Raw genomic sequence first — 24135 nt, 5'->3', positions numbered from 1 at the left:
GAGGCTAGGGATCGTTGCGATAGCCAGGCAGATAGATAGGCTCCTGCTGGGAAGCTTCATCTAGCCATTCTCTTACGTATAGGCGATTGAGAAGTTCACTGAACCAACGTTGGGTATAAGGCCATCGTTCATCGGCCTCAAGGTGAGAAGAGAAACGCACCACCGAAGGCAACAGCATAATGTCGGCGATGGAAAACTCTCCTACCAAGTAATGCCCTCCGTACTCGTTAATGGTGTCGTTCCAGAGCTGATAAATGGCTTCAATTTGCGTTGTCTCATCTTGGCTCAGCGCTTTTTTGTCTGGATAAAATGCACTTTCAAACGATAATGCTGAGCAGACACGGCCAAAAGTGGAATGCTGCCAGGCGGCAAACGATCTGGCTTTCGCCCGTGCGCCAATGTCCTCTGGCCACAAACTACCTTCACCGAGTTCACTGGCGTATTCTGCGATCGCCAGTGAGTCAAAAATGATCAGGCCATCGTCATCCAGCACGGGCACTGCTGCCGGTGGAGAAAAGGTGCCGATATGCTGCAGGTTTTCCCAACGTTGCGGGCGGCGAATGTCCATAATCCGCTCTTCAAAAGGAATCCCCTGTTCTTTTAACGCCAACCAAGCCCTGAATGCCCAGCTAGAGGCATTGCGATTACCACTGTAGAGAATGCGTTTCATGTTGCGTCCTTTCTGATGATGATGGCCCTATTATAAGGTTGCTCCGCTGTTAGTTCGCTTGAATATCGACATGTAAACGCCTATAAAAAGGCGTATAATTCAATTATACGCGGAATAATGGCATGGATGCTTTTGATCATCACATTCTTCGAGCTCTTCAGAACAACAGTCGAATCAGTAGCGAAGTATTAGGTGCTGAGATTGGTTTATCACCATCGGCCTGTCAGCGGCGGATCAAAAAACTCAAACAACAGGGGGTGATCAAGCAAGAAGTGGCGGTGCTGGATGCTAGTCAACTGCCGGGATTCATCACCACACTGGTAGATATCACTCTGGAGCGTGGTGGAGAAACTGCGCTAGATGAGTTTATTCACGCGCTTGAAGCTGAGTCTCAGGTTCAGCAGTTTTATTACGTAGCGGGCGACGTGGATTTTGTCGTCATTGTCGTCACTCAGGATATGAAGGCCTATGATGCACTATCGAGGCGTCTGTTTATGTCCAACCAAAATATCAAAAAGTTTTCGACCAAAGTCGTGATTCAACCGGGTAAAGTTGGTCTTGAACTTCCTGTGTGAAATGTGCAGCTTTTGTTTTGACTTCAAAGGCTTGAAAAGGCATTTAATGAATCCTTGTCTATACTGATTCTGAACACTGATAAATAGTGTGAATGATTGAAGCGGGATATTCGAGGGGTCTCTATGCGCAGAACAACTTGGTTTAGCACTTTGGTGGTTGGTTTGATGTTATCCAATGTGGTTTACGCTCTGCCGGTTCCGGAAGGTGACCCAATTCTTTGGGTATCGGGAAAGATTACCAAATCCAACACTGCCGATGGTGTTGAGCTCGATTCCGCGATGATAAAGCAACTTGAGCAAGGAACGATTAAGACCAATAACCATGTGGTTTCTGATGTTGTCGAATACAAAGGACCGAAAATGAGTGCTTTGTTGGATTATGTGGGTGCTAAAGGTTCGACGGTCAAAGTCATTGCTTGGGATGAATATGTGGTCAGCATTCCGATGTCAGACATCAAAAAATACGGTGTTTTGCTTGCGACGCATGAAGATGGCATCAAAATGACCATTGATGGTAAAGGTCCGTTCTTCGTTGTATTCCCCTTCACTGATAACCCCAAGATCCAAAACGATCTGTTTTATAGCCTGTCCGTGTGGCAAGTTCGAGAGATTGTTATCGAGTAAGCAGTATGGAACGGTTTTGGGATAGGGGACGTTACTTTGTTGTGATTATTTCGGCATTGTGCTCTCTGCTTTTGTTGGTCATTGCCTATGTTTTTTACTCTGTAACAGAAATCAAAAATGTATCCTCTGAGCCTTACGTTACGATCATCAGCAACAACATTTCAGCTAAAACAAAACTGCTGTTCGTAAAATCTGAAGTGCTTTCCTTTTCCGCCCTTAGAGATAAGAAAAGCCTGTCAAAACTCAAATTTAAATCCAGAATTTATAAGTCGAGTATCCTGCAGGACCTCCTCGCTGAACGAACCAATCGTGTTCATGAAAAATTTGGTAACGTGGATGAACTTCAGCAAGTTGTTGAGGATATTCGATCTGTTTTCGACTCGATAGACCAGCTTAGCCTTACCAATGTGGAAAATATCGATACAGTGATAAATCGTATTGATGGTACTTATTCGAGACTCAATATTTACCTAGCTGACTTTGTCGCCGAAGTACAACGTCAACAGATCGAGTTTCTCGATTTCAAAGAATCTTTCTATAACAAACAGTATGTTTATTTAGGCATCATTTTGTTGTGTTCCATGCTGATGATTGGTGTGATTTCATGGATGTATCTGCACCAGATTCGGTTAAGTAAAGACCTAGAGGAAAGAACCAAGGTGATGGAAGAGGCGAAGCGCAACGCTGAGCAAAGCTCTATTGCGAAAGCTCGATTTCTCGCCAACATGTCTCATGAAATGCGAACTCCTCTGAATGCAATTATCGGGTTGAGTCAGAAAGAGTATTACCAATCGTCTGATGAGCAAACCAGACACTTCCTTTCGATGATCAACAGCTCTGGTGAGCACTTGCTTAAGCTGATTAACAACGTGTTAGACCTCAGCAAGATTGAGCAAGGTAAGTCCAAATTGGACAGTGATGAGTTCTTTATCAGTGAGCTGATTGATGTCTCTAAAACCGTGTTTATTAACTTCGATAAGCAGCAAGCGGTAGATGTCTTCTTTTCAGTATCCTTGGATCGAAACTATAAGATAAAGTCGGATAAAACTAAGCTCGTCCAGATAATCAATAACTTAGGTTACAACGCGCTCAAATTTACGGAATCAGGTCATGTCGAGATCCACATATCTCTTAGTTCAGAGTCTGGGATGCTGCATATTGTGGTGAAGGATACTGGGATTGGTATGACTCAGGAGCAATTGGATAAAGTGTTTCAGGAGTTTACCCAAGCAGATGACTCGATTACCCGAAAGTATGGAGGCACCGGGCTGGGGCTGTCGATATGTCAGTCTTTAGTGAATTTGTTGGGTGGCGCTATCAGTGTAGAAAGCTCGCTGGGTGAGGGTAGTGAATTCTCAATTGAAGTCCCCGTGAGTATTACTGATTCCGCCCCTTTAGCCAGTGACAAGCTGGCGACAGGATCAGTGAGAGTAGTATCAGATAACCGCTATGCGACTGAATTGATTATCAAAGAGCTTAACAAGCTGGAGCTGTATGACGCTCATGGGGATTCGGTATTATGTTATCTGCGCAGTGATGATGTTTTGGAAAATACGCTCAAACAAGCGCACTGCCGTGATGACCAAACACTCATTGTGTATGGGAATATCAATACGACACTTCCGCCGAGCGAAAATATGACATTATTGAGTAAGCCGTACGACTTATTTAGTTTGCTCGATTGTTTACAAGCGATGGCTAAAACGGATTCAAAACAAGAGCGCACTGTGGGTGGGGACGACGTTTCTGGGGTCTCCGTTATGTTGGTTGAAGACATTCGTATGAACCAAATCGTCGCTCAGAAAATGCTGGCAACCTTGGAGGCAGAGGTCACCACCGTGAACAACGGGCAGGAATGTGTCGACTTACTTAATCATGAGCATTTCGATATTATCTTTATGGATATCCAGATGCCGGTCATGGATGGGTTAGAAGCACTCAAACAGATAAAGCGTGACAACCTTGCACCAGATACCGCAATCATCGCGCTGACCGCCAACACGTTTGAAAGTGATGTACAGAACTACCTAGAGCAAGGCTTTGATAACGTGCTTCCTAAACCATTTAAGTTAGAGTGGTTGAAAGGGATGTTAGAGAAACACGCATGAGTTTGTAGTTCTAATCAGATTTCACACCCACGATCATTCCCACTCTTTGGTTCTCGATACCTAGCAGCCATTTTTTGATGGGATTTAAGTTACCAAAGTCGTAGCAGTGGGCTGAGAAAACGCTGCTAAAGCCTGCTTTGATCAGTTGTTCTCGCCAGAAAAGTTCTGAATTAAAACACACTCCAACTCCGGCATTATTTGAACCTAACTTGGCTACAAGCGTTTTAATCAGAGTCGAGGAGGTGAGCTGATAAATTCTTTTGCCTGGAATATTGGAGTGGTCCGTGCCTTCATACAGATTCTCAAAAATCACAACGATGCCCTCAGGTGCTAGCATGTCGTAAGCATCTTTTAACCCCTTCAGCTGTAAATCCTGCGTCTTGGAGTAGGTTGGCGCGACAAAATGGTTGAGTACCCAGTTGAACTGGATTAAGTCGTATTTGAAGAAGCAGTCGAAGCTTTGGTAATGGGCTTGGATCAGGTTTTTGCGACTATTAGGGTTGTTCTCGTTCAATGCATTCTCGTCGGGGTCAACGATAGTGACCTGGCAGCCTGGATATCGGCCGATGAGTTTGTCTGCGTAGCTACCGTTGCCTCCACCGACATCGAGAAAATGTGCTTGGTTAGGGTTTGGGATGTAGCGTTCAATAATATCTGACACAAGGTGAAACAGCTCCTTGTCGATAATGTCTCCCTTGGATAAAACAATCTTATTCTGGCCAAGATACTTAGCTTGTTCACTCATATTCAACACCTCCATTGTTATGATGAAACTTAGCAGTTATTGTGCCGATATTTTTTGTATTTAAGTCGCTGTTTTATATGTGTTTATTTTGACTATTGCAGACGTTATTATTTTGAGATTGATTTTGATATTCAATAAGATACGAGAAACAAAAAACGCCCTTGCGAAGCAAGGGCGTTTTCACTAAAAGACCGAGTTAACTAGCAAACTTTTTTGCGTCGATACGTCCTTCTGCGTCATAGGCTTTCTCGCCATAGATGTACGTCTTAGAAACGGTGCGGTCATCGCCAAGGCTCATCAGCACAAACAGCTTCTCTTCCAAGGTTTTGGCCTGTTCCATGCGGAAACGCATCAGTTGAGTTGCGTGTAAATCAAGCACGACAAAGTCCGCTTCTTTACCCACTTCAAGGTTACCAATTTTGTCTTCAAGGTGGAGTGAACGTGCGCCGCCCAGGGTTGCTAAGAACAGGGACTTCAATGGGTGCAGTTTCTCCTGTTGAAGCTGCATGATCTTATACGCTTCACTCATTGTCTCAAGAATCGAGAAGCTGGTGCCGGCGCCGACATCGGTGCCCATACCGACGCGAACCCCATGCTCTTCCAGCTTAGGCAGCTTGAAGAGACCAGAACCGAGGAAAAGATTCGATGTTGGACAGAAGGCAATTGCCGATTCAGTTTCTGCCAAACGCTGGCATTCACAATCAGAGAGATGAATGCCGTGAGCAAACACAGAGCGCTTATGCAGAAGTCCGTAATGGTCGTAGACATCCAGATAAGAGTCGCGTTCTGGGAACAGCTCAAGTACCCATTCAATCTCTTTCTTGTTCTCTGAAAGGTGGGTATGCATGTACACATCTGGGTATTCTTCCAGAAGTTTACCTACAGTTGCTAGCTGTTCCGGTGTGCTGGTTGGAGCAAAACGAGGTGTAACCGCATAAAGCAGTCGACCTTTGTTATGCCATTTTTCAATCAGCTCTTTAGATGCTTCATAGCCGGATTCTGGTGTGTCGGTTAAGTAGTCTGGTGCGTTGCGGTCCATTAGGACTTTACCTGCGATCATACGCAAGTTGCGGCGCTCGGCTTCTTCAAAGAACACGTCGACCGACTCTTTATGTACTGTGCCAAACACCAATGCTGTGGTGGTACCGTTGCTCGCTAGCTCATTGAAGAACAGTTTTGCGACTTTATGCGCGTAAACCGGATTTTTGAAACGCCTTTCTTCTGGAAAGGTGTAGTTTTCTAACCAGTCGAGCAGTTGCTCACCGTAGGAGGCGATCATGCCTGTTTGCGGATAATGAATATGGGTGTCAATAAAACCTGATGTGATCAGCTTGTCTTCATATTCGGTGATGTTGAGGTTCTTTGGCTGCCTTTTGAGCACCTCTTCTGTCTCACCGATATCGACGACGTGGCCGTCTTCTACTACGAGAAGACCGTCGTCGAAAAACTGATACGAGTTTTCCAGTCCGACGTCTTTTGGGTCAGCAATACTGTGCAGAAGGCTTGCACGATAAGCTTTACGTTGAGTTGTCATGTTTACTTCCTTTAAAGGCCCTCTTTGGGGCTAGGCGATTTTCTCTTCCAATGATGAATCGCTCAGTTGTTCTTCTTTACTGTGTGGCGTAGGGCGTTTTTCTTCAAGCGAAATTCCCTGATAGTGTGCGATTAATTCACCCGCAACCGATACCGCAATTTCAGCAGGATGTTTTCCATTCACCATGCTGATTCCAATTGGACAAATCATCGTATTTATTTGTTGCTGGCTGTAGCCTCGCTGCGCCAAACGCATGTCAAACTTTTTGCGCTTGGTTAGTGAACCTATCATGCCGAAATACACACTGTCGTCGCGATCGATGATGGCCTTGGCCAACTCAAAATCGAGTTGATGATTGTGTGTCATGACCAGATAGTAGCTGTTTGGTGACATGTCGCGCACTTCAGCGACCGGATCATCGCTCACCAGTTTGGTTACGTTGCGAGGGAGTTCGTCAGGGAATACGTCTTCACGCTCATCAATCCAAGTGACACGGAAAGGGAGAGTCGAGACGATATGCAAAAGGGCTTTGGCTACATGGCCGGCACCGAATACCACTAGATGTTTTTGCGCGGTACCAATTGGTTCGAAGCTCAGTGTTGCCATTCCGCCACAACACTGACCTAAACGAGCCCCGAGATTAAAGCGCTCCACTTTCAGTGAACGTTCACCCGCAAGCAGCATTTCACGCGCCATTTTGGTGGCGATGTGCTCCAGATGACCACCACCAATGGTGGCAATCAAACGGTCGCGAGTGACCAACATTTTTGTGCCCGCATCCCGTGGCACTGAGCCACGGTCTTCCAATACGGTCACCATCACGCAAGGTTCACTGTTTTTCTCTAGCTGTGCCAGTTCATGAATCCAATTGTCCTTAAACATACGTCTCTCCTTGAACGGTAAACCCTTGAATAACCGCTTAAACCTCTTGCGTGTTCTGTTTTGCCACTTGTTGTTGCGTTTGCGTTACCTCATTGATTGCCATCAACACACGTTCTGGTGTTGCTGGTGTATCTAATTTAGGTATAGCACCTTCAACGGCAACTGAGGCAATGGCATCTTTCAGTGCACTCCACACTGACATGCCGAGCATGAATGGCGGCTCACCGACAGCCTTGGAGTTAAACACGGTATCTTCTGGGTTGGCTCGGTTTTCCAGAAGGTGAGTGTGGAACTCGATAGGCATATCGGCGATCGCCGGAATCTTATAGCTGGCTGGCCCATTAGTCATCAGACGACCCTGTTCGTTCCAGATCAGCTCTTCTGTGGTCAGCCAGCCCACGCCTTGCAGGAAGCCACCTTCGACCTGGCCAATATCAATTGCCGGGTTAAGAGAAGCCCCTACATCGTGCAGGATGTCTGCGCGAAGAATTTTGTATTCGCCTGTCAGGGTATCAACGATGACTTCTGAACAAGAGGCACCGTACGCGAAGTAGTAGAACGGACGGCCACGTGCTTTTTCATGGTCATAGTAGATTTTTGGTGTGCGGTAGAAACCTGTGCTCGATAGCGATACTTGGTTGAAGTAAGCCAGCTGAACAAAGGCTTCGAAGGTCAGAATTTCGTCACGAATCACGACCATACCGTTTTTGAACACCACTTCTTCTGCTGACACTTTGTAGTGACTGGCAGCGAAGTCGATCAGACGTTGTTTGATAGTCAGTGCGGCGTTCTGGGCGGCCTTACCGTTGAGGTCGGCGCCCGATGAGGCCGCGGTTGGTGATGTGTTCGGTACTTTGTCTGTGTTGGTAGCGGTGATTTGGATACGTTCAACATCTACTTGGAACTCCTCAGCAACGATTTGCGCCACCTTGATGTTCAGACCCTGACCCATTTCCGTACCACCGTGATTCAAATGAATACTGCCATCGGTGTAAATATGGATGAGCGCACCAGCCTGATTCAGGAAAGTCGCAGTGAAAGAAATACCAAATTTCACTGGTGTGATCGCCAGACCTTTTTTAAGGATCGGGCTTTGCTTGTTGAACTCAGCGATGGCTTTACGACGGGCGTGATAGTCACTGCTTTGTTCAAGTTGCTCAGTGATTTCTGGCAGGAAGTTATCTTCAACTGTCTGGTAGTAATGAGTGACGTTACGCCCCTCACCACCGTAGTAATTCGCTTTACGGACTTCGAGTGGATCTTTACCCAGATAGCGGGCAATTTCATCCATGATATGCTCAATGGTCATCATCCCCTGCGGGCCACCAAATCCACGGTAAGCCGTATTCGACGCCGTGTTGGTTTTGCAGCGGTGACCTGTCACTGTAGCATCACCCAGATAATATGCGTTGTCTGAGTGGAACATGGCACGGTCGACAATCGAGCTCGACAGATCCGGAGAGTAACCACAGTTACCCGCTACGATGATGTCTGCCCCTTCAATGACGCCATCATCGTTAAATCCTACTTTGTACTGGTTATAAAATGGGTGACGCTTGCCCGTCATGGTCATGTCTTCCATACGAGGCAGACGCATCTTAGTTGGGCGTTTAGTTAGATGTGCAATGACTGCAGCCATACACGCTGGCGCTGCGGCTTGCGTTTCTTTACCCCCGAAACCGCCGCCCATACGACGCATATCGATCACGACTTTGTGCATCGAAACCCCAAGTACTTCGGCGACCAGCTTTTGTACTTCAGTTGGGTTTTGTGTCGAGGTATAAACGATCATGCCACCATCTTCGGTTGGCATCACGCTGCTGACCTGAGTCTCAAGGTAGAAGTGTTCCTGACCACCAATCTCTAGATCGCCTTCAATCACGTGTTTTGCTTTGGCGAGTGCAGCCGCTGAGTCACCGCGTTTTTGCTGGTGGCTTTCAGTGACAAACAGCTCTTTCTCAAGCGCTTCTTTTACGTCGAGTACTGGCGGTAGGGCTTCGTATTCAACAATGGCGGCTTGTGCGGCTTTGCGTGCCGTTTCCATATCATCCGCGGCAACGGCAAGTACGGGCTGACCGTAGTATTGAACTAGACCGTCAGCAAGCAGTGGATCGCCCGGTAGAATGGCACCGATATCCAACTGGCCCGGTACGTCTTCGTGGGTGATGGCAATCGCAACGCCCTCAAATTCGTAACACGGCGAGACGTCCAACTTGGTGATTTTTGCGTGAGCTTGCGTACTCAGACGTGCATACACGTGCAACTGATTAGGGAATTCCAAGCGGTCATCAATGTAAACCGCTTCACCTGTGACCTGCTTCGGGGCGCTGTCGTGTTTTACGCTTTTACCAACGCCGGTTTTCAGATCCTGCTTTACGATGGCGACCATCTCTTCTTGAGTCATGGTCTGATGATGTGCGTTAGACATAAGACGTTACCCTTGTTTCGATCTGGTTGTTGTGATGAGTCTGCTCGATGTAGAAGCGACGCAGCATGTTCGCTGCTGTCATTGAGCGGTACTCTTTGCTGGCACGGAAGTCGCTCAGTGGCTCAAAATCGTTATGGATTTCAGCCATCGCGGCATCAATGGTTGCTTGTGTCCATTCTTTGCCTAATAGCGCATTTTCACAGTGCGTTGCACGTTTTGGCGTTGCCGCCATACCACCGAAAGCGATGCGGGCATTGATGACTTTATTGTCTTCAATCTCAATATTGAATGCGCCACAAACCGCAGAAATATCATCGTCTAGACGCTTGGAAAGCTTGTAAGCACGGAAGGTTTCGTTCGCTTTTGATTTAGGAATAATCACTTGCTCGATAAATTCACTTTCCTGCTGAGCGGTGACTTTATAGCTGATGAAGTAGTCTTCAATCGGCAAGATTCTGGTCTGCTTACCACGGCGCAATTTCACTTGTGCATTCAGTGCAATCAAAAGCGGCGGCGCATCACCGATAGGAGAGGCGTTACCAATGTTGCCACCCAGTGTGCCCTGATTACGAACCTGAAGAGAAGCAAAGCGATGCAGCAGCTCACCAAAATCAGAGAAATGTTGAGTCAGAAGTTGGTAGGCATCGCTGATCGCAACGTTAGCACCAATGTGCAGAGCATCGTCACTTTCTTCACACACTTTCATGTCTTCAACCAGATTTACGCTGATCAACGTTTCAATCTCGCGGTGGAATTGGGTGACTTCAAGAGCCAAATCAGTACCGCCAGCAACCAGCTTGGCCTTTGGATTTGCAGTGTAAATTTGAGCCAGTTCGTCAATGCTACGAGGGATATACGCTGTTAGGTTACCTTGGCTCAGACTGGCGGGTTGCCCCTGAAGAGCTTCTAGTCGAGCAATGGTCTCTTTTTCCAGCTCAACAAACTGGTCCATCAACGGTTCATCAGAAGTCAGAGACAAAGCGGCGTCAACAATAGGGCGGTACCCGGTACAGCGGCATAAGTTACCCGCCAGAGACTCCATGACATCTTCCTTGTTCGCCGCAGGTTTGTTCTTGCTCAGAGCAAACATCGACATGATAAAACCTGGAGTACAGTAACCACATTGAGAACCGTGGAAATCGACCATAGCTTGCTGAGTTGGGTGAAGCTTGTTTTTGTTCTGCAAGTCTTCAACGGTAATCAGCTGCTTACCATGTAGTGCGGATACGAACGTCAGACAGGAATTCACCGAGCGATACTGAAGTTGGCCTTCGATCACTTCGCCTAGTACTACGGTACAGGCACCACAGTCACCTGAGCCACAGCCTTCTTTAGTACCTGTTTTTTGTACATGTGTTCTCAGGTACTGCAGCACTGTCATATTTGGTGACAGCTCACTCTCTTGTCTGAGTTCTTGATTGAGTAGGAAAGTAATCAAGAGACCTCCTTGTGCATTGACACTATTGTTCCAATAATAATTTTCTGACCTTTGGGTCAATAATTGGATAATTTGACTATAAGGTCAACTTTAATTTTACAATATTGCAACATGAAATGACCGATAAAGGTGTCATTAACAAGAGTGGTGGCAAAGTAAGTCTATGAATTTAATGATGTTAAAGTTTGTTTTGACGTAAAAAATTTTAACGTAAAGAAATTTAATATTGTATTTTATTTTGTGTACAATCTTGATGGTGAGAAACAAAAAGTCCGGCAGGGCGCCGGACTTAGGTAGTGCAAAATTAGCTGATTATTTGTTCTTCAATAGATCCGAAAAGACGACATGTAGGTCGTTTGAAGCAGCATTACTATCAAGGTTTAGCTTGGAACGTATATGAGATAAGTGCTCTTCCATCAGGCTGATAGCTTGCTCAGTATCGCCAGATTCAATCGTATCTAGCAACTGGGTATGCTCGTCCTGAGAGCAGTTTGAATGGTTGCCAGTTTCATACTGGGCAATCAGCAGTGATGTTTGCGACACTAAGCTTCTCTGGAATGCGAGCAATGGGGCGTTGTTTGCCATCTCGGCCAGCTTAATGTGGAACTCCCCAGATAGTCGAAGTCCTTTACCGTAATCACCGTTATCGAAAGCCTCGTTTTCTTTCTCTACCAAGCGTCGGCACTCTTCTATCTTCGCGGTGGTGGCATGTTCAACGGCAAGCTCAATAATGGCAAGCTCCATGACTTCACGCGCTTTGATGATTTGTTTTGCTTCTTCTTTGGTCGGTGCAGACACCATCGCACCGCGGTTTGGCCTGATGCTGACCACCTGTTCCATCGACAGTCGGAGCAAGGCTCGACGTATGATGGTTCGACTAACGCTGAAGATCTCTGCTAAAGCTTCTTCATTCAGCTTGGTCGCTGGTGGCAACCGTTGTTCAAGTATCGCATCGAAGATGTGGCAATAAACCACGTCATCCTGCGTTTGACCGGCGACTTTTGTTTTAATGTTTTTCGCCACAGAATTTTTTAGATTTGCCATAGGCGGCTTGTCACCCTCAACCTATTTATTTCCCTGATAAAACAATGATACTTCACTTTGTATACACGTGGCTAGCGTTGGCAAGCTGGGCGAGCACAGAAGTGAAACATAAAGCGCAAAATGCCACCCATTTTTCTAGCGTTATTGTTAATAAAGTGTTTTGAACAGCGCAGTGTAGATTCTAACCACATAGTAATGCGGTATGATTGACGCGACCACAACACCTAGCTATATCACGTGGAACACTGACACCAAACAAGGTTACTAATCGGCTGGAGTGGATTGTTCGGTGTATTCGGTCCCCCGAAGATACCCGGATTTTGTGTGGGTGGTTCCTCCTTGCTTTGGCGGCTACACTGTTCAGGCAAACAAAACAAGGAATGCAGACATGATTCAGAAAGGCCAAGCTATACCAACCGCAACCCTTAGCGAACTAGGTGGGGAGGGTATGGTAACCCATAACACAGAGGAGCTTTTTGCAAACAAGCGAGTTGTGCTTTTTGCTGTTCCAGGCGCATTTACGCCAACCTGTTCAGAAGCTCATTTGCCTGGTTACGTTGTACTTGCTAACGACATTAAGGCAAAAGGTATCGATATTATCGCATGTGTTTCGGTGAACGATGCTTTTGTCATGCAAGCGTGGGGAGAAGTGCAAAATGCCACGGAAATTATGATGCTGGCTGATGGTGATGCGAGCTTTACAAAAGCTTTGGGACTTGAAATGGACACGGCGACCTTCGGTGGTATTCGTTCACAGCGCTATGCCATGGTTATCGAAAACGGTGTGGTGACCCAGTTAAATGTTGAAGAACCTAAGCAATTTGAGGTGAGTAAGGCTGAGAATATATTAGCGACTCTTTAGTAACCTTTAAGGCCACCAAGGGTTCAGGATGGTCCATCCTGAACCCTTTTCAGTGAGAATGCTTAGCAAGGAGGAGGAAGCGGTATTCATTTCCAACCTTGAAGCCATTTCTCCCGGTGTTTTAAGTCTCGCCAGTCAATGGCATATTCTTTTTTGGATAGCACCGCCTCCAGTTTACAAGAGGTGACCACACCATCCTCGTCAAACTCGACTTCAGAGACTAAGAAATGCTTTTCTCGATTAACAGGCTCTAAGGCTGTCCATTTGCTGTTAGGTAATTTAGCTGGGTTTATTCGATTCATCTCAACGCCATACCGATCTAATTGCATTAAAAACAACAGGTTTTACGCAGGTGATAAGGTATAAGTTCAGTGACACATCGCGTTTAATTAGATAGAAGTACCTAACGCCTTGTTATGCTGTGTGTGAAAGGTACAATCGCAAGCTTTCCAGCGAGGATGAGCCAAGATGCTATTTAACAATGATATCGATGAGATGATTAGCTATTTAGAGCGTTTCTGCAAAGCGCCACATGTCAAAGCCTTGGATAGCGTCTCAGATGAACAGATCAACTTACTTCTCGATTTCATAGCGCTAGCCCACAAGTTGAATTGTGATATCTACCCAACGAGAAACCTGAAGAGTTCGCACTTCATTGGTATCGGTATTTTCGCTCTCACACAAGATAGAGCTCCTCAAGGAAACCTGTTTCTTAAAATTGAACAAGACCAAATTCACCTTACATTCGAACTCGACCCATGTCATGAAGAAAACTTGTTAACGCCTATCCGAGTGATTGACGCACTTAGTTATCTTGCTGAGCATTCAGGCGATGCTCTTCTGCCCGAAGACTACTGTCAGTGAAATCATGCAACGTTTGTTCTGTGTCTAGTGCGATCAATCGGACAATGGTTTCAGTATTCTACTCCAGTGTTAAAGGACTAAGCTCCGCGTAGTCGGTAGTAATCTTTATACCATTGTCGACTTTGATAAGGACACCATCACCTACTACTAACGTCGCATCCTCTAGCATTACCTTTACGCTTCCTGTTACAACGGAAGCGGCTTCTGTCCCCCAAAGTTCATCTGACTCTACTTCAAACGTCAAATCTTCAGGCACAAATATTTCTACATTGCCACTAAAGAGTTGAGCGTTGTTTTCATCAGAACTTTCTATCTGATCTGCACTAATTTCAATACTTGAAGCCATTGTGGGCTGTACAAAAAACAATATAACGCTGACAAAAATAACGATAACTGAAGAGCACATCGCCGCGAGTTTCGTTTTGAAACTTATGCCGATGGAATTTTCTGAGCTTTCTTCTTGTACTAGCAGTTCATTGGCATCTATTTCAAAACTAGCTGCCAGTGCTTTGACTGTTTCGGGTGAGGCTGTGCCTTCTTTCTCAACTCTTTGAATGGTTCTTAAACTTAATGCACTTACATCAGCTAAGTGTTGTTGACTCCATGCTCTAGATTTACGTTCATTTGATATTTTTTTAGTATTAACCTTCATTACACGTCCAACATCGAATGTTTGAGACTCAAGCATATATGAATTCAACATTTCTTATATGACAGTTTAACGCCAGTCATGCGCCAAAGGGGTGACATACAGCCTGGTTGAACGACACCCAACACAAATCTTGCCATGGATAGCTAACTAGTTTTTGTTCTGCGGTACATTCACAAGGTTGAAAAAAAATTTGAGTACGTGTCGAAAATAACGAAGTGAAAACGTCCTTGAGTTTGAAACAACAAACCAGAAGGAAACCTAAAATGAAATACATGCTTTTGCTTTATGCTGCACCAGATCAAGAACCGGCGTTTGGCACCCCTGAATTTGACAAGATGATGGAAGACTTTGCCCTTACCAGTGAGACTTTTGAAAAGGATGGGGTGCTTGTTGGCGGCGAAGGGCTACAGGAGGTTGAAACGGCAACTTCACTGCGGATTAAGTCCGGTAAGGTGGAAACTATGGATGGCCCCTTTGCGGAAACACGTGAACACTTGGGTGGATATTATATTGTTGACGTTCCCGATTTGGACGCCGCACTGCGATGCGCAGAAATCATCCCAGTGGCTAAGTTCGGCACCGTCGAAGTCCGCCCTCTATTGGATTATAACGAAGCCGATTAACGTATGAATAACGCCTCTTCAAAAGCTATTGCTATCGGTCATGCTATCAATGATGTCTTGAGTAAAGACAGAGGGCGGCTTTTGGCGGGGCTTATTTCGCGTCTTAATGACTTTCAATTAGCAGAGGATGCCCTACAGGAAGCATCGATGGCGGCATTGAAACACTGGGTTCGATCTGGTCCACCTCATAATCCAGAAGCTTGGCTGCTTAGAGTTGGTTTGAACAAAGGTATAGACCATCTTCGTCGAGTTCAGCGAGAGCAACGTAAAGTGGAGGGCCTTGCTGACACTTTCACCGGTGGTAAAGAGCTTGATGTTCCCGAGACCATTCCGGACGAACGTCTACGTCTTATCTTTACCTGCTGTCATCCAGCCCTGGAAGAAAAGTCGCGTATTGCTTTGACCCTGCGTACGGTCTGTAATTTAACGACCAAGGAAATCGCCGCCGCTTTTCTTGATAGCGAGCAAACCATGGGGCAACGATTGTATCGCGCCAAGACAAAGATTAAAGCCAAAGGAATTCGGTTCTCTCTCCCCGAGGCAGACAGATGGCATGACAGACTGGAGACAGTGCTAACAACCATCTATTTGATATTCACCACTGGCTATGTCTTGGAAGAGGAGTGCCCGCGTACCCTATGCCAAGAGGGGATCTTCTTAGCTAGACTTCTCACTAAGCTGCGACCGTATGAGCCGGAAATAGAAGGCGCACTGGCGTTAATGTTACTCACCGATGCGAGAAGCGCAGCTCGAATAAATGTAGATGGAGTTATGGTGCCTGTCGAAGAACAGGACGCTGCGCTATGGCAGCAAAACAATATTGATGAGGCTCACCACATCCTTTCTAATGCTGTCGAAAGAAGACAACCTGGGCATTTTCAGATTAAGGCAGCAATTGCAGACTGCCACATGATGAAGCCCAGTCCTGATTGGGTTCAGATGTCTCTGCTTTATCAATCGCTATGGCGATTCGAGCCCACTCCGGTTGTCGCTTTGAACTGGGCAGTCGTGATGGCAGAGCTTGATTGCGCAGAACTTGCACTCAAGAAGCTGGATGAATTTAAAGAGGACCTTAAAGATTACCAACCTTGGTATGCAGCGCGGGCGCATATTCTGAGTAAGCTAGGGCAAAATGCAGAGGCGATCATTTTTTATAAACTGGCGATTGAGAAGGCTCCAAGTGCGGGGACACGTAAGTTTTTAGAGTTTAGATTACGAGAACTGGCACATTGACGTGTGGCTTACTTAACCTGTTTTAACGCTTCAAAGATCGCCAATTCGATTACCTTTTATTAAGCTTCATCACCATTTTCAGGCCCTCCATTCGCGATTCTTCGGCAGTTGTTTTCTTTGTGGTGCTGTGTATACGACTCGCATCCAGCTCATGCTCCAAGCCTTTTAGCATTGTACTAAGGCTTCTTGTTTTTGAAAAACAATGCCCGTCCACCAAACCTACAATGCTAGAACCTTTAACTTTTAAGCAGTCAGAAATACTTCTCATAGCTCCAGCTGTATCGACTTTGCCAGCCATTTTCCCGTTAACTTCTTTCGTATAGGTATATTTATTTGGCGTGCCATTTTTTATAGGAATTGAGTGGCCAGAAAAACCTATCACATAATCTTTATTGCCATCGATAAGCCCTTTAAGTGCTTCTTCGCTATTTGGTTTAAGATTTCCGTCCTTATCAAATTCAGCCACAATATTGACTGTATTTCTGTGTACAGACCTAGTTCCTATATGTAAAAAAGCGACTAGACGCTTTGTCTTTGCGGCCGCTTCACTCTGCTCATTGCACCGCTTTTGCCAACGATCATAGTCGGCTGGAGTGTACTTTGAGTCAGTAATTCGTTGTGACTGTTGACTTGCTGCTAGCTCTCTGGTGGTTTTTTGCGTGGTTGTTGGTAATACGGGATTTGAGTGACGTCTCATAGGTGCTACTTTTCTAGGACAAGAAGATAATAACAGTATTCTCCACGGTTTAATTTTTCTAGCAAGATGCGTGGTGCGGTTGACGTGCCAAATGTTTGTTATACCTAGTAAAATGATGAAAATGACTATCTAATTAGTTTTTTTGGTTGCTTTAAGTATGTTTTGTTTGTTGAAGTGAGGGGGCTTGAAGGAAGATAAGGACCATGTGGCGCAATGCGTTACCCGAGAATAGAAGTTTAGTTAATTATTAAAAAGGCACCAGTTGGTGCCTTTTTGACGCTCTAGTGTGGTTATTGGTATGTCACTTTTAGCGCTTCACGTGTTTTTAAGTTTTGTGCTGCATGCTTAGGCGCTTCTGCTAACACATCTCGGCTGCCTTGCTCTGCTTTTCGATTTAGCTTTACTGAAGTGATTTGCCAATTATCACCTGCTCGTTGCAAACCAAACTCGTATTCCCCCGAAACGGACCAGAAACCTTCTTCACCTGACCAGTGGCTTGCGGTGAAGTCGACTGTTGCATTCGCCTTATCACCATTAATAAAGACGTTCAGATTGCTTAAGTCATGGAAAGTGGCGTCAAAACCCGGCAGGAATCCCGCCCACTGTTGCATCAAATCTTGGCGTTTGACTTGTTGAGCCTCACGGCCAAATAGCGTGGTGTAATCGACCGTCAGTTCGGGAGCGAATAACCGACCTAAGTATTCAAATGCCCCTTGGTCTGCCAAAGCTGAGAAACTGTTAATGTTGCTGCGAATCTTAGCTTCATCTAAGGTCATAGTCTGGGCGTTTACACTCATGGTTATCACTCCAATAAACAGTAACAAGTATTGTTTTAGTTTCATTACGTGCTCCCTTATAGATTCGCTTCGAAGTGCTTAATAACTTCATCGACAGCTAGCTGTACCGCTTCTGGTTGGTCGTAGAAGTCGAATTGGTTTATGTCGGATAGCCATACTGCGTCAATATTGCTGCCAGCATTTTCAAGGTAACGGTGAGCTCCAGCAGGCAGAGCCATCGCTTCAGATGCCACCATAAGTACCGGTTTATCTTGTGTTGCTGCGCTTGCTTGAGCGTCGTAATTTAACCATCCTGTCCAAGATGCAACGTTGTATTGGTTGTCATACTCAGGAATCAATCCACGGTCTGTCTCTGTGTAGTAAGGCGCTTGGAACATCAATGCATTCTCATTGGTCGTGCTTGCCGCTTCAATGTAAACTGGCGTTGCTGAGCGAGCTGCTTCTGCCGCTAATGCAAGTAAGTTTTTAGCACTTTCTTCACCACCATAAATTTCTGTCGCCATCGCTTTGTCGTGCAGCCAGGGAGCAACTACGGCTGCAGCTTTTACTTTGTCGTTACCTGTCACTGCATCTAGCATGTAACCCGCTGACGCACAGATACCCAAACCAGCGATACGTGATGCATCAACACCGTCCAATTGACTCACCACATCAATTACTGCGCGAATGTCTGCCGTTTTACGTGCAGGATCTTCTAAATACATCACTGGGTCTTTGCTTTCCCCCCAACCCCGAAAATCAAACGTCAGTGCGGCGTAGCCTCGCTCTGCCAATGCTTGAGCGTAAACCGCTGGCATCTGCTCTTTCACCGTTGTCCATGCGCCAGTCACAACCACAACTGGAGCATCTTTCGCGTCTTTTGGTAGGTAAAGGTTTGCAGCAAGTTGACCTACTTGAGTATTAAGTTCGATGTGTTTCATGGTGGTCTCCTCTAAAGCTAGGTTCGTGTTGTCATCATTTGCAGAAACTGAGTGAGCAAAAGTGGCGAACGGTAAACTACTCAATAGTAGTAAAAGCGATTTCTTAAACATGGCGTCCTCTCTGTCTGGTGCATTGCCTGAGCTATGCGGCTAACTTGGGTATAGATTAGCGCTGCAGCGCGAGAGAAGATTGAACATTCCTGCCTGAATTTTTGTATTTTCTTGCCCCTCAATAAGTTGACGAAATGTGCAAAACTCAGCTAGTTTCAGCTAGCAAGTGGAAGATAACTAAGGGAAGAAAATGAAGTCCGAGCTAAAGTTTTATGACTCTGAATCTAACGAGCTATCAGGTTGCGGCGATGTGCTGGATATTGAGTTTTCAAACCATGGATTAGATTGGCTCGGCGTGTTGGTAGAAAAAGGATCGTCTCCTTACTTCTATCCAAAGAATGTCTACACCCCATACTTCTACTTTGCGCTTGCGCTAGAAAAAGATTTGAATTGGAGCGTCGAAAAGGATGGCACGTTCGCCGACCTGAAAACCAGCCCGGGCAACATTTGGATTAACCCGCCTAAAACCCCATTTACCCACGATGTAGCTGAGCCTTGTTATTTCGTTATCTTAGCGATTGAAGAACAGGAGTTTTTCTCATACTGCCCATTAAATTTAGACGGGATTGAGCTGCAATTTTTGAACAACTACAATGTGTTAGATGAAACCATCAAAGGCATCATTGAATTGTTTATGTTGGAAGCAAAAGCCAAAGGGCGAAATGGTAAAACCTACCTCAATAACTTGATCTCGTTGCTGGCAACTCACTACATTCAAAACTATTCCAACTACTTTGATCTAAAGAACAACCAGCTTGCTGCCTCTAAGTTCGACCAACACCAAGTCGATAAGATTGACCAGTACATTGAAGAAAACATCGGCAACAATATCGCGGTTGATGATCTCGCCGACTTGCTCGGCTGCAGCAAGTTTTACTTTCTGAGGGAGTTTAAAAAGCTCATCGGGGTAACGCCTTATCAATACTTGATGAACAAGCGTTTGGAGCAAGCACGATTGGTACTTTCGTTAGGTTCAGCGAATATTGCGTTAACGGCACACGAGCTTGGGTTTAATGATCAGTCTCATTTTACGCGTGCGTTCAAAAATCATTTCGGCATGACGCCAGGGCAATTCGTAAAACAGAATGAAAACTAATAGACGAATTAGAGATTGGAAAGAGGGCCTTTTCGTATAGAGGCCCTCCTCTAAACCTGATTAATCCATCAGACTTTTAGATTTAATCGCTTTCTTGGCCAGCTCTTTAGCAAATTCACTGATATCGGCTTCGAAGGCTTCAACGCTCTGGCGAATGTCGTCCAACTGCACGGTTTCCATTTCACGTTCATGCATGACGACCTGTCCGTTGACGATGGTAGTTGAAACATTGCTTGGGTTAGCTTGGTATACCAAGGTCGCGTACGGGTCATAGTTTGGCATCATGTTCGCAGACTGTGTTTCTACAATAATAATGTCCGCTTTTTTACCTGTCTCCAATGAACCGATCTGGTCTTCCATATGCAGGGCTCTTGCGCCGCCGATGGTAGCCAGCTCTATAGTTTGCTGAGGAATCATGATGGTACGGTCGTTATGTTTCAGTCTTTGCATGTTGGCGGAATAGCTGAGCGTACGCCAGAGATCGACTTGATTGGAGCTCATTGGCCCGTCTGTACCCAGCCCCATACGTATACCAGATCGATACATCTCCCATGCTGGGGCAATACCTGTTGCACCTTTGGCGTTGGCCATTGGGTTGTATGACACACCTGCATCAGCCTGTTTGATCAGTTGTTGATCTTGTTCTGAGAGATGGATGGCGTGGGCCAGAACGGTGCGTTCATCCAGTGCGCCAATCTGTGCCAGGTAATCGACCGGAGATTTGGCGTTGTGCTCCTCTTTGATGCGCTCCTGCTCATTCGGGAACTCGGCAACATGGATTAGTACAGGCACATCATGTTGTTTTGACAGCTGATTGATTTGTTGCAGCTTTTCTTTGCTGACCGTGTAAACGGCGTGAGGTGCGTAAGCTGGAGTGACTAGTGGATCGTTTTTGTATGTATCGATAAAGTGTTCCGCGTATTCGATGCCACCATAGGGTTCTTTGGCATCAACGACGGGAAACTTTATCACGGTCTCACCTAGTACTGCGCGCAGCCCCACTTCTTTGGTCGCTTTGGCCATTTCATCCATGTGGTAATACATGTCCGCATAGGTCGTTACGCCACTTTGAGCGAGATCGATAGTGCCGAGTTTTGTGGCGTTATAAATCAGCTCTCGGCTGAGCTTTTCGCCCTCTAGAGGGAAGAAGTAGGCAAACAGGCGGTTGGAAATCCCTTCTTCGCCAAGGCCGCGAAAGGCAATCATTGGCAAATGGTTGTGGGCGTTGATAAAGCCGGGTAATACGATGCCATCATCAGCATCGATAGTTTGTTTAGCGTGATACTGATCTTGCAGTTCCTGTCCACCAATCGCGACAATGGTGTCATCTTTAACGACAACGACACCATTGTCGATCACGTCCATGTCGGCGTTAATGGTCAGAACTTGACCGTTGGTGATCATCAGATCGACCTGGTTTTCTGGCGCAAGTTGAGCACAACCAGAGAGGAATGTTGCTGCTATAGCAATGGAGAGAGTTTGCTTTTTCATGGATGCCCTGAAGCCTCTTGGTTTTCGAAACGTATCGATAGCAAGAGAAAAATTATCTGTATATAAAAAGCGCGCCAGCCTAACACCGAAATATGACAGTTTTAGGTCAGTGCAGTTACCGAATTGAGTAAAGTATCATGACGTGAAGAAAGAGATTTGTCTGTGTTTAGTATCAAAAAATGCCAGTCGGCAAATGCTGACTGGCATTATTGTTTAAGGAAAAGTGGGAAAGTTAGTAGCTAGCCTGAACGCTGACACCGCTAAAGCTAGTGTAGCCATTAAGCATCACGTAGTAGCGACCATTTTGAGTGCTAGACACTGTGCATGTCTCAGTGTTGCCGTAGCGATATGGGCGGCAGTCCCAAGAGCTAGTCGTTGGTTTGGCGCCAAAGCGAACATAAAGATCGGCATCACCTGAACCACCGCTAGTGCTTACAGTTAGTGTCTGGCCAGCAGTCACGTCGATGTAGTAGTGCTTCTGTTCACCGCGGCTGCCGCTGATACCAGTCACAGGTGTGCCGTTGGTGAGTTCACCATCTGGAGAAGGTGTACCACAATCTGGGTCACAACCGCTGTCGGTTTGGCTGTATAGCAGTTTATTCACGGTACCTTTAGTATCACTGACTTTGTTTACGCTCGCACGTTCACTGATCAGCGTTGATACTTGAGCAGGTGACAGAGAGTTGTTTTCTTGCAGATACAGAGCCGCGACACCTGCTACGTGAGGTGTTGCCATTGATGTACCACTGATGGTGCGGTAACCACCATCGTACCAAGCTGATTTGATATCTGAACCTGGCGCAAATACATCAACACAGCTCCCCCAGTTTGAGAAGCTTGAGCGGCTATCGCTGCTGGTTGTTGAGCCTACAGTTACGCCGCTAGACTCGCGAGCTGGAGAAGAGTTACAAGCGTCAGCGTTGGAGTTACCTGCTGCTAGCATAAAGCTGATGCCTGATTGAACCGCGCTGGCAACCGCTTGATCAAGCGCTGTAGAAACGCCACCACCCAAGCTCATGTTGGCTACTGATGGGCCAGAAGCGTTTGCTGCTACCCAATCAACACCGCCAATGACGCCAGAAGTTGTACCTGAACCGCTACAACTTAGTACACGTACACCTACGATATTGACGTTTTTCGCCACACCATATTGTGAGCCACCAATGGTACCCGCTACGTGAGTACCATGACCGTTACAGTCGGTTGCGTCACTATCGTTATCGACGAAGTCATAACCTGATCTTGCGCGGCCACCGAACTCAACGTGAGTGTTTGTTACACCAGTATCGATAACGTAAGCGGTCACACCTGAACCATCGTAGTTGTAGGTGTAGCTGTTGCTGAGTGGCAAATCACGTTGATCGATTCGATCTAATCCCCAAACTGGGTTAGTCTGAGTCGCGTTGGCGGAGACGACAGGATCAAGTGAGATGATTTGGTCTTGCTCAATGAAGTCAACTTGTTGATCTGCACGAAGTGCTTTCAGTTGTTCAGCCGAAAGAGTCGCTACAAAACCACTTAACGAACGGTCATAAACTTTATCGATCTTAAAGGCGTGTTGGCTAGCTAAACCAGAAACGGTTTGCTGCGTAAACTGCTGAAGGGCTTGTTGGTCGTTACTCATCGTTAATGGCTGTTTTAGCACAACGATGTATTGATTTTTAATCGCAGATTCTGCCGACGCCGTCATTAAAGGCGCAAGCATTTGATCCTCAGATGCAATGGCTCCTCCTTCGTTCTGTTGCGCAAGCCCCGAGGTTGAGATCACTGAAAGAGTCGAGGCGATACAACAACTTAATAATTTCTTAAACATACTGTCTTCCTTTGAATAGTAAAAGAGATTGTTGAACATGGCCTACTACAAACATCAAGCATGTCAGGTGGGTTCTCGTGGTTCAAAGAGAACCTGACTACAGAATTCACACTATGCATATATCCAATATGTTGCATATTGTTGTTTTAGTTAGTCTATAAATCTGCGCGTGGTTTATAAGATTATTGAAATTGACTTATTACTATTTCTTGAATCGTGGGATAAGAATCATAAATGAGAGCTTTTGCTCTATGTGGTGGAATCTACGTGCTAAGGCAATAGTGATTTATTTTGGATGACGGGTTTGCAGAAGGCCCCTGTTAGACAAGAGGCCTTACTGAGGCTTAAATCAGTTGCTCAGTGTTTATCAACGGAACACGTGTAGAGATGGCATGAAGGGCGATATTATGAATCATTTCATCTGTGGTGGTGCAACAATCGGCCAGCACAGATACTTCATATTGCTCTGCTGCTTTGGAAATCGCAGTATGAGTCACGCAGTTTTGCGTCATCATGCCGCAAACAATCAATTCAGTTACCCCATGCTTTTTGAGCACATTTTCTAGCTCTGTTTGTTCAAAGCTGTCTGCGAAAGATTTAACGACAATATCCCCTTCCGGTGCGCTTGCGAGGATCTCTGAGTGGATATCTGCACCTGTACTACCTTTGTTGAAAAAGGGGGCGATACCCATAGCAGGGTCTGCAATATGCTGAATGTGAATCACAGGAATCTGTTTCTGTTGGGCTTTTTTAATCGCTGCTTTGATATTGGTTAACGTGTTCTCTGTGTTCCAAAGAGGGAATTTCCCGGTTGGAAAGTAGTCGTTTTGTAGATCGATGACGAGTAGTGCTTTCTGGCTCATTTTGTCTCTCCTGTTTGGTATCGTTCAAAGTAGAGTCATTATGGCGCTTTATTTTTTGGCTTTTT

General features: G+C 45.9%; 23 protein-coding genes. 8 read left to right on the top strand and 15 right to left on the bottom strand.

Features of this window, described 5'->3' with window-relative positions; translation table 11 throughout:
• Positions 1–4: 4 nt before the first annotated feature.
• A complete protein-coding gene (locus tag VIC_RS19080; RefSeq protein ID WP_006961849.1) occupies positions 5–670 on the bottom strand; it encodes a glutathione S-transferase family protein in 666 nt (221 codons plus the stop codon).
• Between the two features lie 122 nt (positions 671–792).
• Here VIC_RS19080 and VIC_RS19075 point away from each other — a divergent pair, with 122 nt between their 5' ends.
• From VIC_RS19075 to VIC_RS19065, 3 genes are all read left to right on the top strand, one after another.
• On the top strand, positions 793–1245 hold the full coding sequence (locus tag VIC_RS19075; RefSeq protein ID WP_006961848.1) for an Lrp/AsnC family transcriptional regulator: 453 nt from the start codon (positions 793–795) through the stop codon (positions 1243–1245).
• Between the two features lie 123 nt (positions 1246–1368).
• Complete coding sequence (locus tag VIC_RS19070; protein ID WP_039952214.1) at positions 1369–1869, top strand: putative pterin-binding protein; 501 nt, start codon at positions 1369–1371, stop codon at positions 1867–1869.
• Positions 1870–1874: 5 nt separating this feature from the next.
• A complete protein-coding gene (locus VIC_RS19065; RefSeq protein WP_039952213.1) occupies positions 1875–3977 on the top strand; it encodes an ATP-binding protein in 2103 nt (700 codons plus the stop codon).
• 10 nt (positions 3978–3987) lie between these two features.
• Here the strand turns inward: VIC_RS19065 and VIC_RS19060 are convergent, their stop codons facing one another.
• The 6 genes from VIC_RS19060 to VIC_RS19035 form a co-directional block, all read right to left on the bottom strand.
• Entirely contained in the window at positions 3988–4722 is a 735-nt protein-coding gene (locus VIC_RS19060) for a class I SAM-dependent methyltransferase (RefSeq protein ID WP_006961845.1), read from the bottom strand.
• A 196-nt stretch (positions 4723–4918) separates the two neighbouring features.
• Positions 4919–6256, bottom strand: a complete 1338-nt coding sequence (gene guaD / locus VIC_RS19055) for a guanine deaminase (RefSeq protein WP_006961844.1) — start codon at positions 6254–6256, stop codon at positions 4919–4921.
• A 30-nt stretch (positions 6257–6286) separates the two neighbouring features.
• A complete protein-coding gene (xdhC, locus tag VIC_RS19050; RefSeq protein WP_006961843.1) occupies positions 6287–7138 on the bottom strand; it encodes a xanthine dehydrogenase accessory protein XdhC in 852 nt (283 codons plus the stop codon).
• A 37-nt stretch (positions 7139–7175) separates the two neighbouring features.
• Positions 7176–9566, bottom strand: a complete 2391-nt coding sequence (xdhB, locus tag VIC_RS19045) for a xanthine dehydrogenase molybdopterin binding subunit (protein ID WP_006961842.1) — start codon at positions 9564–9566, stop codon at positions 7176–7178.
• Complete coding sequence (xdhA, locus tag VIC_RS19040; RefSeq protein WP_006961841.1) at positions 9559–11004, bottom strand: xanthine dehydrogenase small subunit; 1446 nt, start codon at positions 11002–11004, stop codon at positions 9559–9561. The genes xdhB and xdhA overlap by 8 nt, the downstream gene beginning before the upstream one ends.
• A gap of 312 nt (positions 11005–11316) precedes the next feature.
• Positions 11317–12048 carry a GntR family transcriptional regulator gene (locus VIC_RS19035; protein WP_006961840.1) on the bottom strand — a complete coding sequence of 244 codons (732 nt, stop codon included), beginning with the start codon at positions 12046–12048 and terminating at the stop codon, positions 11317–11319.
• Positions 12049–12436: 388 nt separating this feature from the next.
• Here VIC_RS19035 and VIC_RS19030 point away from each other — a divergent pair, with 388 nt between their 5' ends.
• On the top strand, positions 12437–12910 hold the full coding sequence (locus tag VIC_RS19030; protein ID WP_006961838.1) for a peroxiredoxin: 474 nt from the start codon (positions 12437–12439) through the stop codon (positions 12908–12910).
• Between the two features lie 86 nt (positions 12911–12996).
• On the opposite strand, the gene VIC_RS19025 is transcribed toward VIC_RS19030, so the two are convergent.
• Positions 12997–13212 (bottom strand): TIGR02450 family Trp-rich protein, encoded by a 216-nt coding sequence (locus tag VIC_RS19025; RefSeq protein WP_006961837.1) that lies wholly within the window; start codon positions 13210–13212, stop codon positions 12997–12999.
• Between the two features lie 166 nt (positions 13213–13378).
• Here VIC_RS19025 and VIC_RS19020 point away from each other — a divergent pair, with 166 nt between their 5' ends.
• Complete coding sequence (locus VIC_RS19020; RefSeq protein ID WP_006961836.1) at positions 13379–13774, top strand: hypothetical protein; 396 nt, start codon at positions 13379–13381, stop codon at positions 13772–13774.
• A gap of 58 nt (positions 13775–13832) precedes the next feature.
• Here VIC_RS19020 and VIC_RS26620 read toward each other — a convergent pair whose 3' ends face one another.
• Positions 13833–14426, bottom strand: coding sequence for a helix-turn-helix domain-containing protein (locus tag VIC_RS26620; protein ID WP_039952284.1), 594 nt, complete (start codon positions 14424–14426; stop codon positions 13833–13835).
• Between the two features lie 263 nt (positions 14427–14689).
• Between VIC_RS26620 and VIC_RS19010 the strand changes: the two genes are divergently transcribed.
• Positions 14690–15049, top strand: coding sequence for a YciI family protein (locus VIC_RS19010; RefSeq protein WP_006961833.1), 360 nt, complete (start codon positions 14690–14692; stop codon positions 15047–15049).
• A 3-nt stretch (positions 15050–15052) separates the two neighbouring features.
• The gene (locus VIC_RS19005) at positions 15053–16282 is read left to right on the top strand and encodes an RNA polymerase sigma factor (protein ID WP_006961832.1); all 1230 of its coding nucleotides are present in this window, start codon (positions 15053–15055) and stop codon (positions 16280–16282) included.
• Positions 16283–16331: 49 nt separating this feature from the next.
• Here the strand turns inward: VIC_RS19005 and VIC_RS19000 are convergent, their stop codons facing one another.
• The 3 genes from VIC_RS19000 to VIC_RS18990 form a co-directional block, all read right to left on the bottom strand.
• Positions 16332–16979, bottom strand: a complete 648-nt coding sequence (locus VIC_RS19000; protein WP_006961831.1) for a hypothetical protein — start codon at positions 16977–16979, stop codon at positions 16332–16334.
• Between the two features lie 290 nt (positions 16980–17269).
• The gene (locus VIC_RS18995; protein WP_006961830.1) at positions 17270–17821 is read right to left on the bottom strand and encodes a nuclear transport factor 2 family protein; all 552 of its coding nucleotides are present in this window, start codon (positions 17819–17821) and stop codon (positions 17270–17272) included.
• A gap of 11 nt (positions 17822–17832) precedes the next feature.
• Positions 17833–18807: an alpha/beta hydrolase gene (locus VIC_RS18990; RefSeq protein WP_039952212.1), complete on the bottom strand. Its 975-nt coding sequence runs from the start codon at positions 18805–18807 to the stop codon at positions 17833–17835.
• 190 nt (positions 18808–18997) lie between these two features.
• Between VIC_RS18990 and VIC_RS18985 the strand changes: the two genes are divergently transcribed.
• On the top strand, positions 18998–19903 hold the full coding sequence (locus tag VIC_RS18985; protein ID WP_006961828.1) for a helix-turn-helix transcriptional regulator: 906 nt from the start codon (positions 18998–19000) through the stop codon (positions 19901–19903).
• 60 nt (positions 19904–19963) lie between these two features.
• Here the strand turns inward: VIC_RS18985 and VIC_RS18980 are convergent, their stop codons facing one another.
• The 3 genes from VIC_RS18980 to VIC_RS18970 form a co-directional block, all read right to left on the bottom strand.
• On the bottom strand, positions 19964–21394 hold the full coding sequence (locus VIC_RS18980; protein ID WP_006961827.1) for an amidohydrolase: 1431 nt from the start codon (positions 21392–21394) through the stop codon (positions 19964–19966).
• 232 nt (positions 21395–21626) lie between these two features.
• Positions 21627–23207: a S8 family peptidase gene (locus VIC_RS18975; protein WP_021455271.1), complete on the bottom strand. Its 1581-nt coding sequence runs from the start codon at positions 23205–23207 to the stop codon at positions 21627–21629.
• A 344-nt stretch (positions 23208–23551) separates the two neighbouring features.
• Positions 23552–24070 (bottom strand): cysteine hydrolase family protein, encoded by a 519-nt coding sequence (locus VIC_RS18970; protein ID WP_006961825.1) that lies wholly within the window; start codon positions 24068–24070, stop codon positions 23552–23554.
• Positions 24071–24135: the final 65 nt, after the last annotated feature.

The organism is Vibrio coralliilyticus ATCC BAA-450 (assembly GCF_000176135.1).
Lineage (GTDB): Bacteria > Pseudomonadota > Gammaproteobacteria > Enterobacterales > Vibrionaceae > Vibrio > Vibrio coralliilyticus.
Note: the sequence above shows the minus strand (reverse complement) of the source record. Positions and strands in the feature narration are given on the sequence as shown.

Coding starts and splice junctions, on each gene's coding strand:
- VIC_RS19020 (WP_006961836.1), top strand. CDS start 13,379: ATGCTATTTAACAATGATATCGATGAGATGATTAGCTATTTAGAGCGT.
- VIC_RS18985 (WP_006961828.1), top strand. CDS start 18,998: ATGAAGTCCGAGCTAAAGTTTTATGACTCTGAATCTAACGAGCTATCA.
- xdhC (WP_006961843.1), bottom strand. CDS start 7,138: ATGTTTAAGGACAATTGGATTCATGAACTGGCACAGCTAGAGAAAAAC.
- VIC_RS18990 (WP_039952212.1), bottom strand. CDS start 18,807: ATGTTTAAGAAATCGCTTTTACTACTATTGAGTAGTTTACCGTTCGCC.
- xdhB (WP_006961842.1), bottom strand. CDS start 9,566: ATGTCTAACGCACATCATCAGACCATGACTCAAGAAGAGATGGTCGCC.
- VIC_RS19080 (WP_006961849.1), bottom strand. CDS start 670: ATGAAACGCATTCTCTACAGTGGTAATCGCAATGCCTCTAGCTGGGCA.
- VIC_RS19010 (WP_006961833.1), top strand. CDS start 14,690: ATGAAATACATGCTTTTGCTTTATGCTGCACCAGATCAAGAACCGGCG.
- VIC_RS18995 (WP_006961830.1), bottom strand. CDS start 17,821: ATGAAACTAAAACAATACTTGTTACTGTTTATTGGAGTGATAACCATG.
- VIC_RS19025 (WP_006961837.1), bottom strand. CDS start 13,212: ATGAATCGAATAAACCCAGCTAAATTACCTAACAGCAAATGGACAGCC.
- VIC_RS18980 (WP_006961827.1), bottom strand. CDS start 21,394: ATGAAAAAGCAAACTCTCTCCATTGCTATAGCAGCAACATTCCTCTCT.
- VIC_RS26620 (WP_039952284.1), bottom strand. CDS start 14,426: ATGAAGGTTAATACTAAAAAAATATCAAATGAACGTAAATCTAGAGCA.
- VIC_RS18970 (WP_006961825.1), bottom strand. CDS start 24,070: ATGAGCCAGAAAGCACTACTCGTCATCGATCTACAAAACGACTACTTT.
- VIC_RS19000 (WP_006961831.1), bottom strand. CDS start 16,979: ATGAGACGTCACTCAAATCCCGTATTACCAACAACCACGCAAAAAACC.
- VIC_RS19005 (WP_006961832.1), top strand. CDS start 15,053: ATGAATAACGCCTCTTCAAAAGCTATTGCTATCGGTCATGCTATCAAT.
- VIC_RS19075 (WP_006961848.1), top strand. CDS start 793: ATGGATGCTTTTGATCATCACATTCTTCGAGCTCTTCAGAACAACAGT.
- VIC_RS19035 (WP_006961840.1), bottom strand. CDS start 12,048: ATGGCAAATCTAAAAAATTCTGTGGCGAAAAACATTAAAACAAAAGTC.
- VIC_RS19065 (WP_039952213.1), top strand. CDS start 1,875: ATGGAACGGTTTTGGGATAGGGGACGTTACTTTGTTGTGATTATTTCG.
- VIC_RS19030 (WP_006961838.1), top strand. CDS start 12,437: ATGATTCAGAAAGGCCAAGCTATACCAACCGCAACCCTTAGCGAACTA.
- guaD (WP_006961844.1), bottom strand. CDS start 6,256: ATGACAACTCAACGTAAAGCTTATCGTGCAAGCCTTCTGCACAGTATT.
- VIC_RS19060 (WP_006961845.1), bottom strand. CDS start 4,722: ATGAGTGAACAAGCTAAGTATCTTGGCCAGAATAAGATTGTTTTATCC.
- VIC_RS19070 (WP_039952214.1), top strand. CDS start 1,369: ATGCGCAGAACAACTTGGTTTAGCACTTTGGTGGTTGGTTTGATGTTA.
- VIC_RS18975 (WP_021455271.1), bottom strand. CDS start 23,207: ATGTTTAAGAAATTATTAAGTTGTTGTATCGCCTCGACTCTTTCAGTG.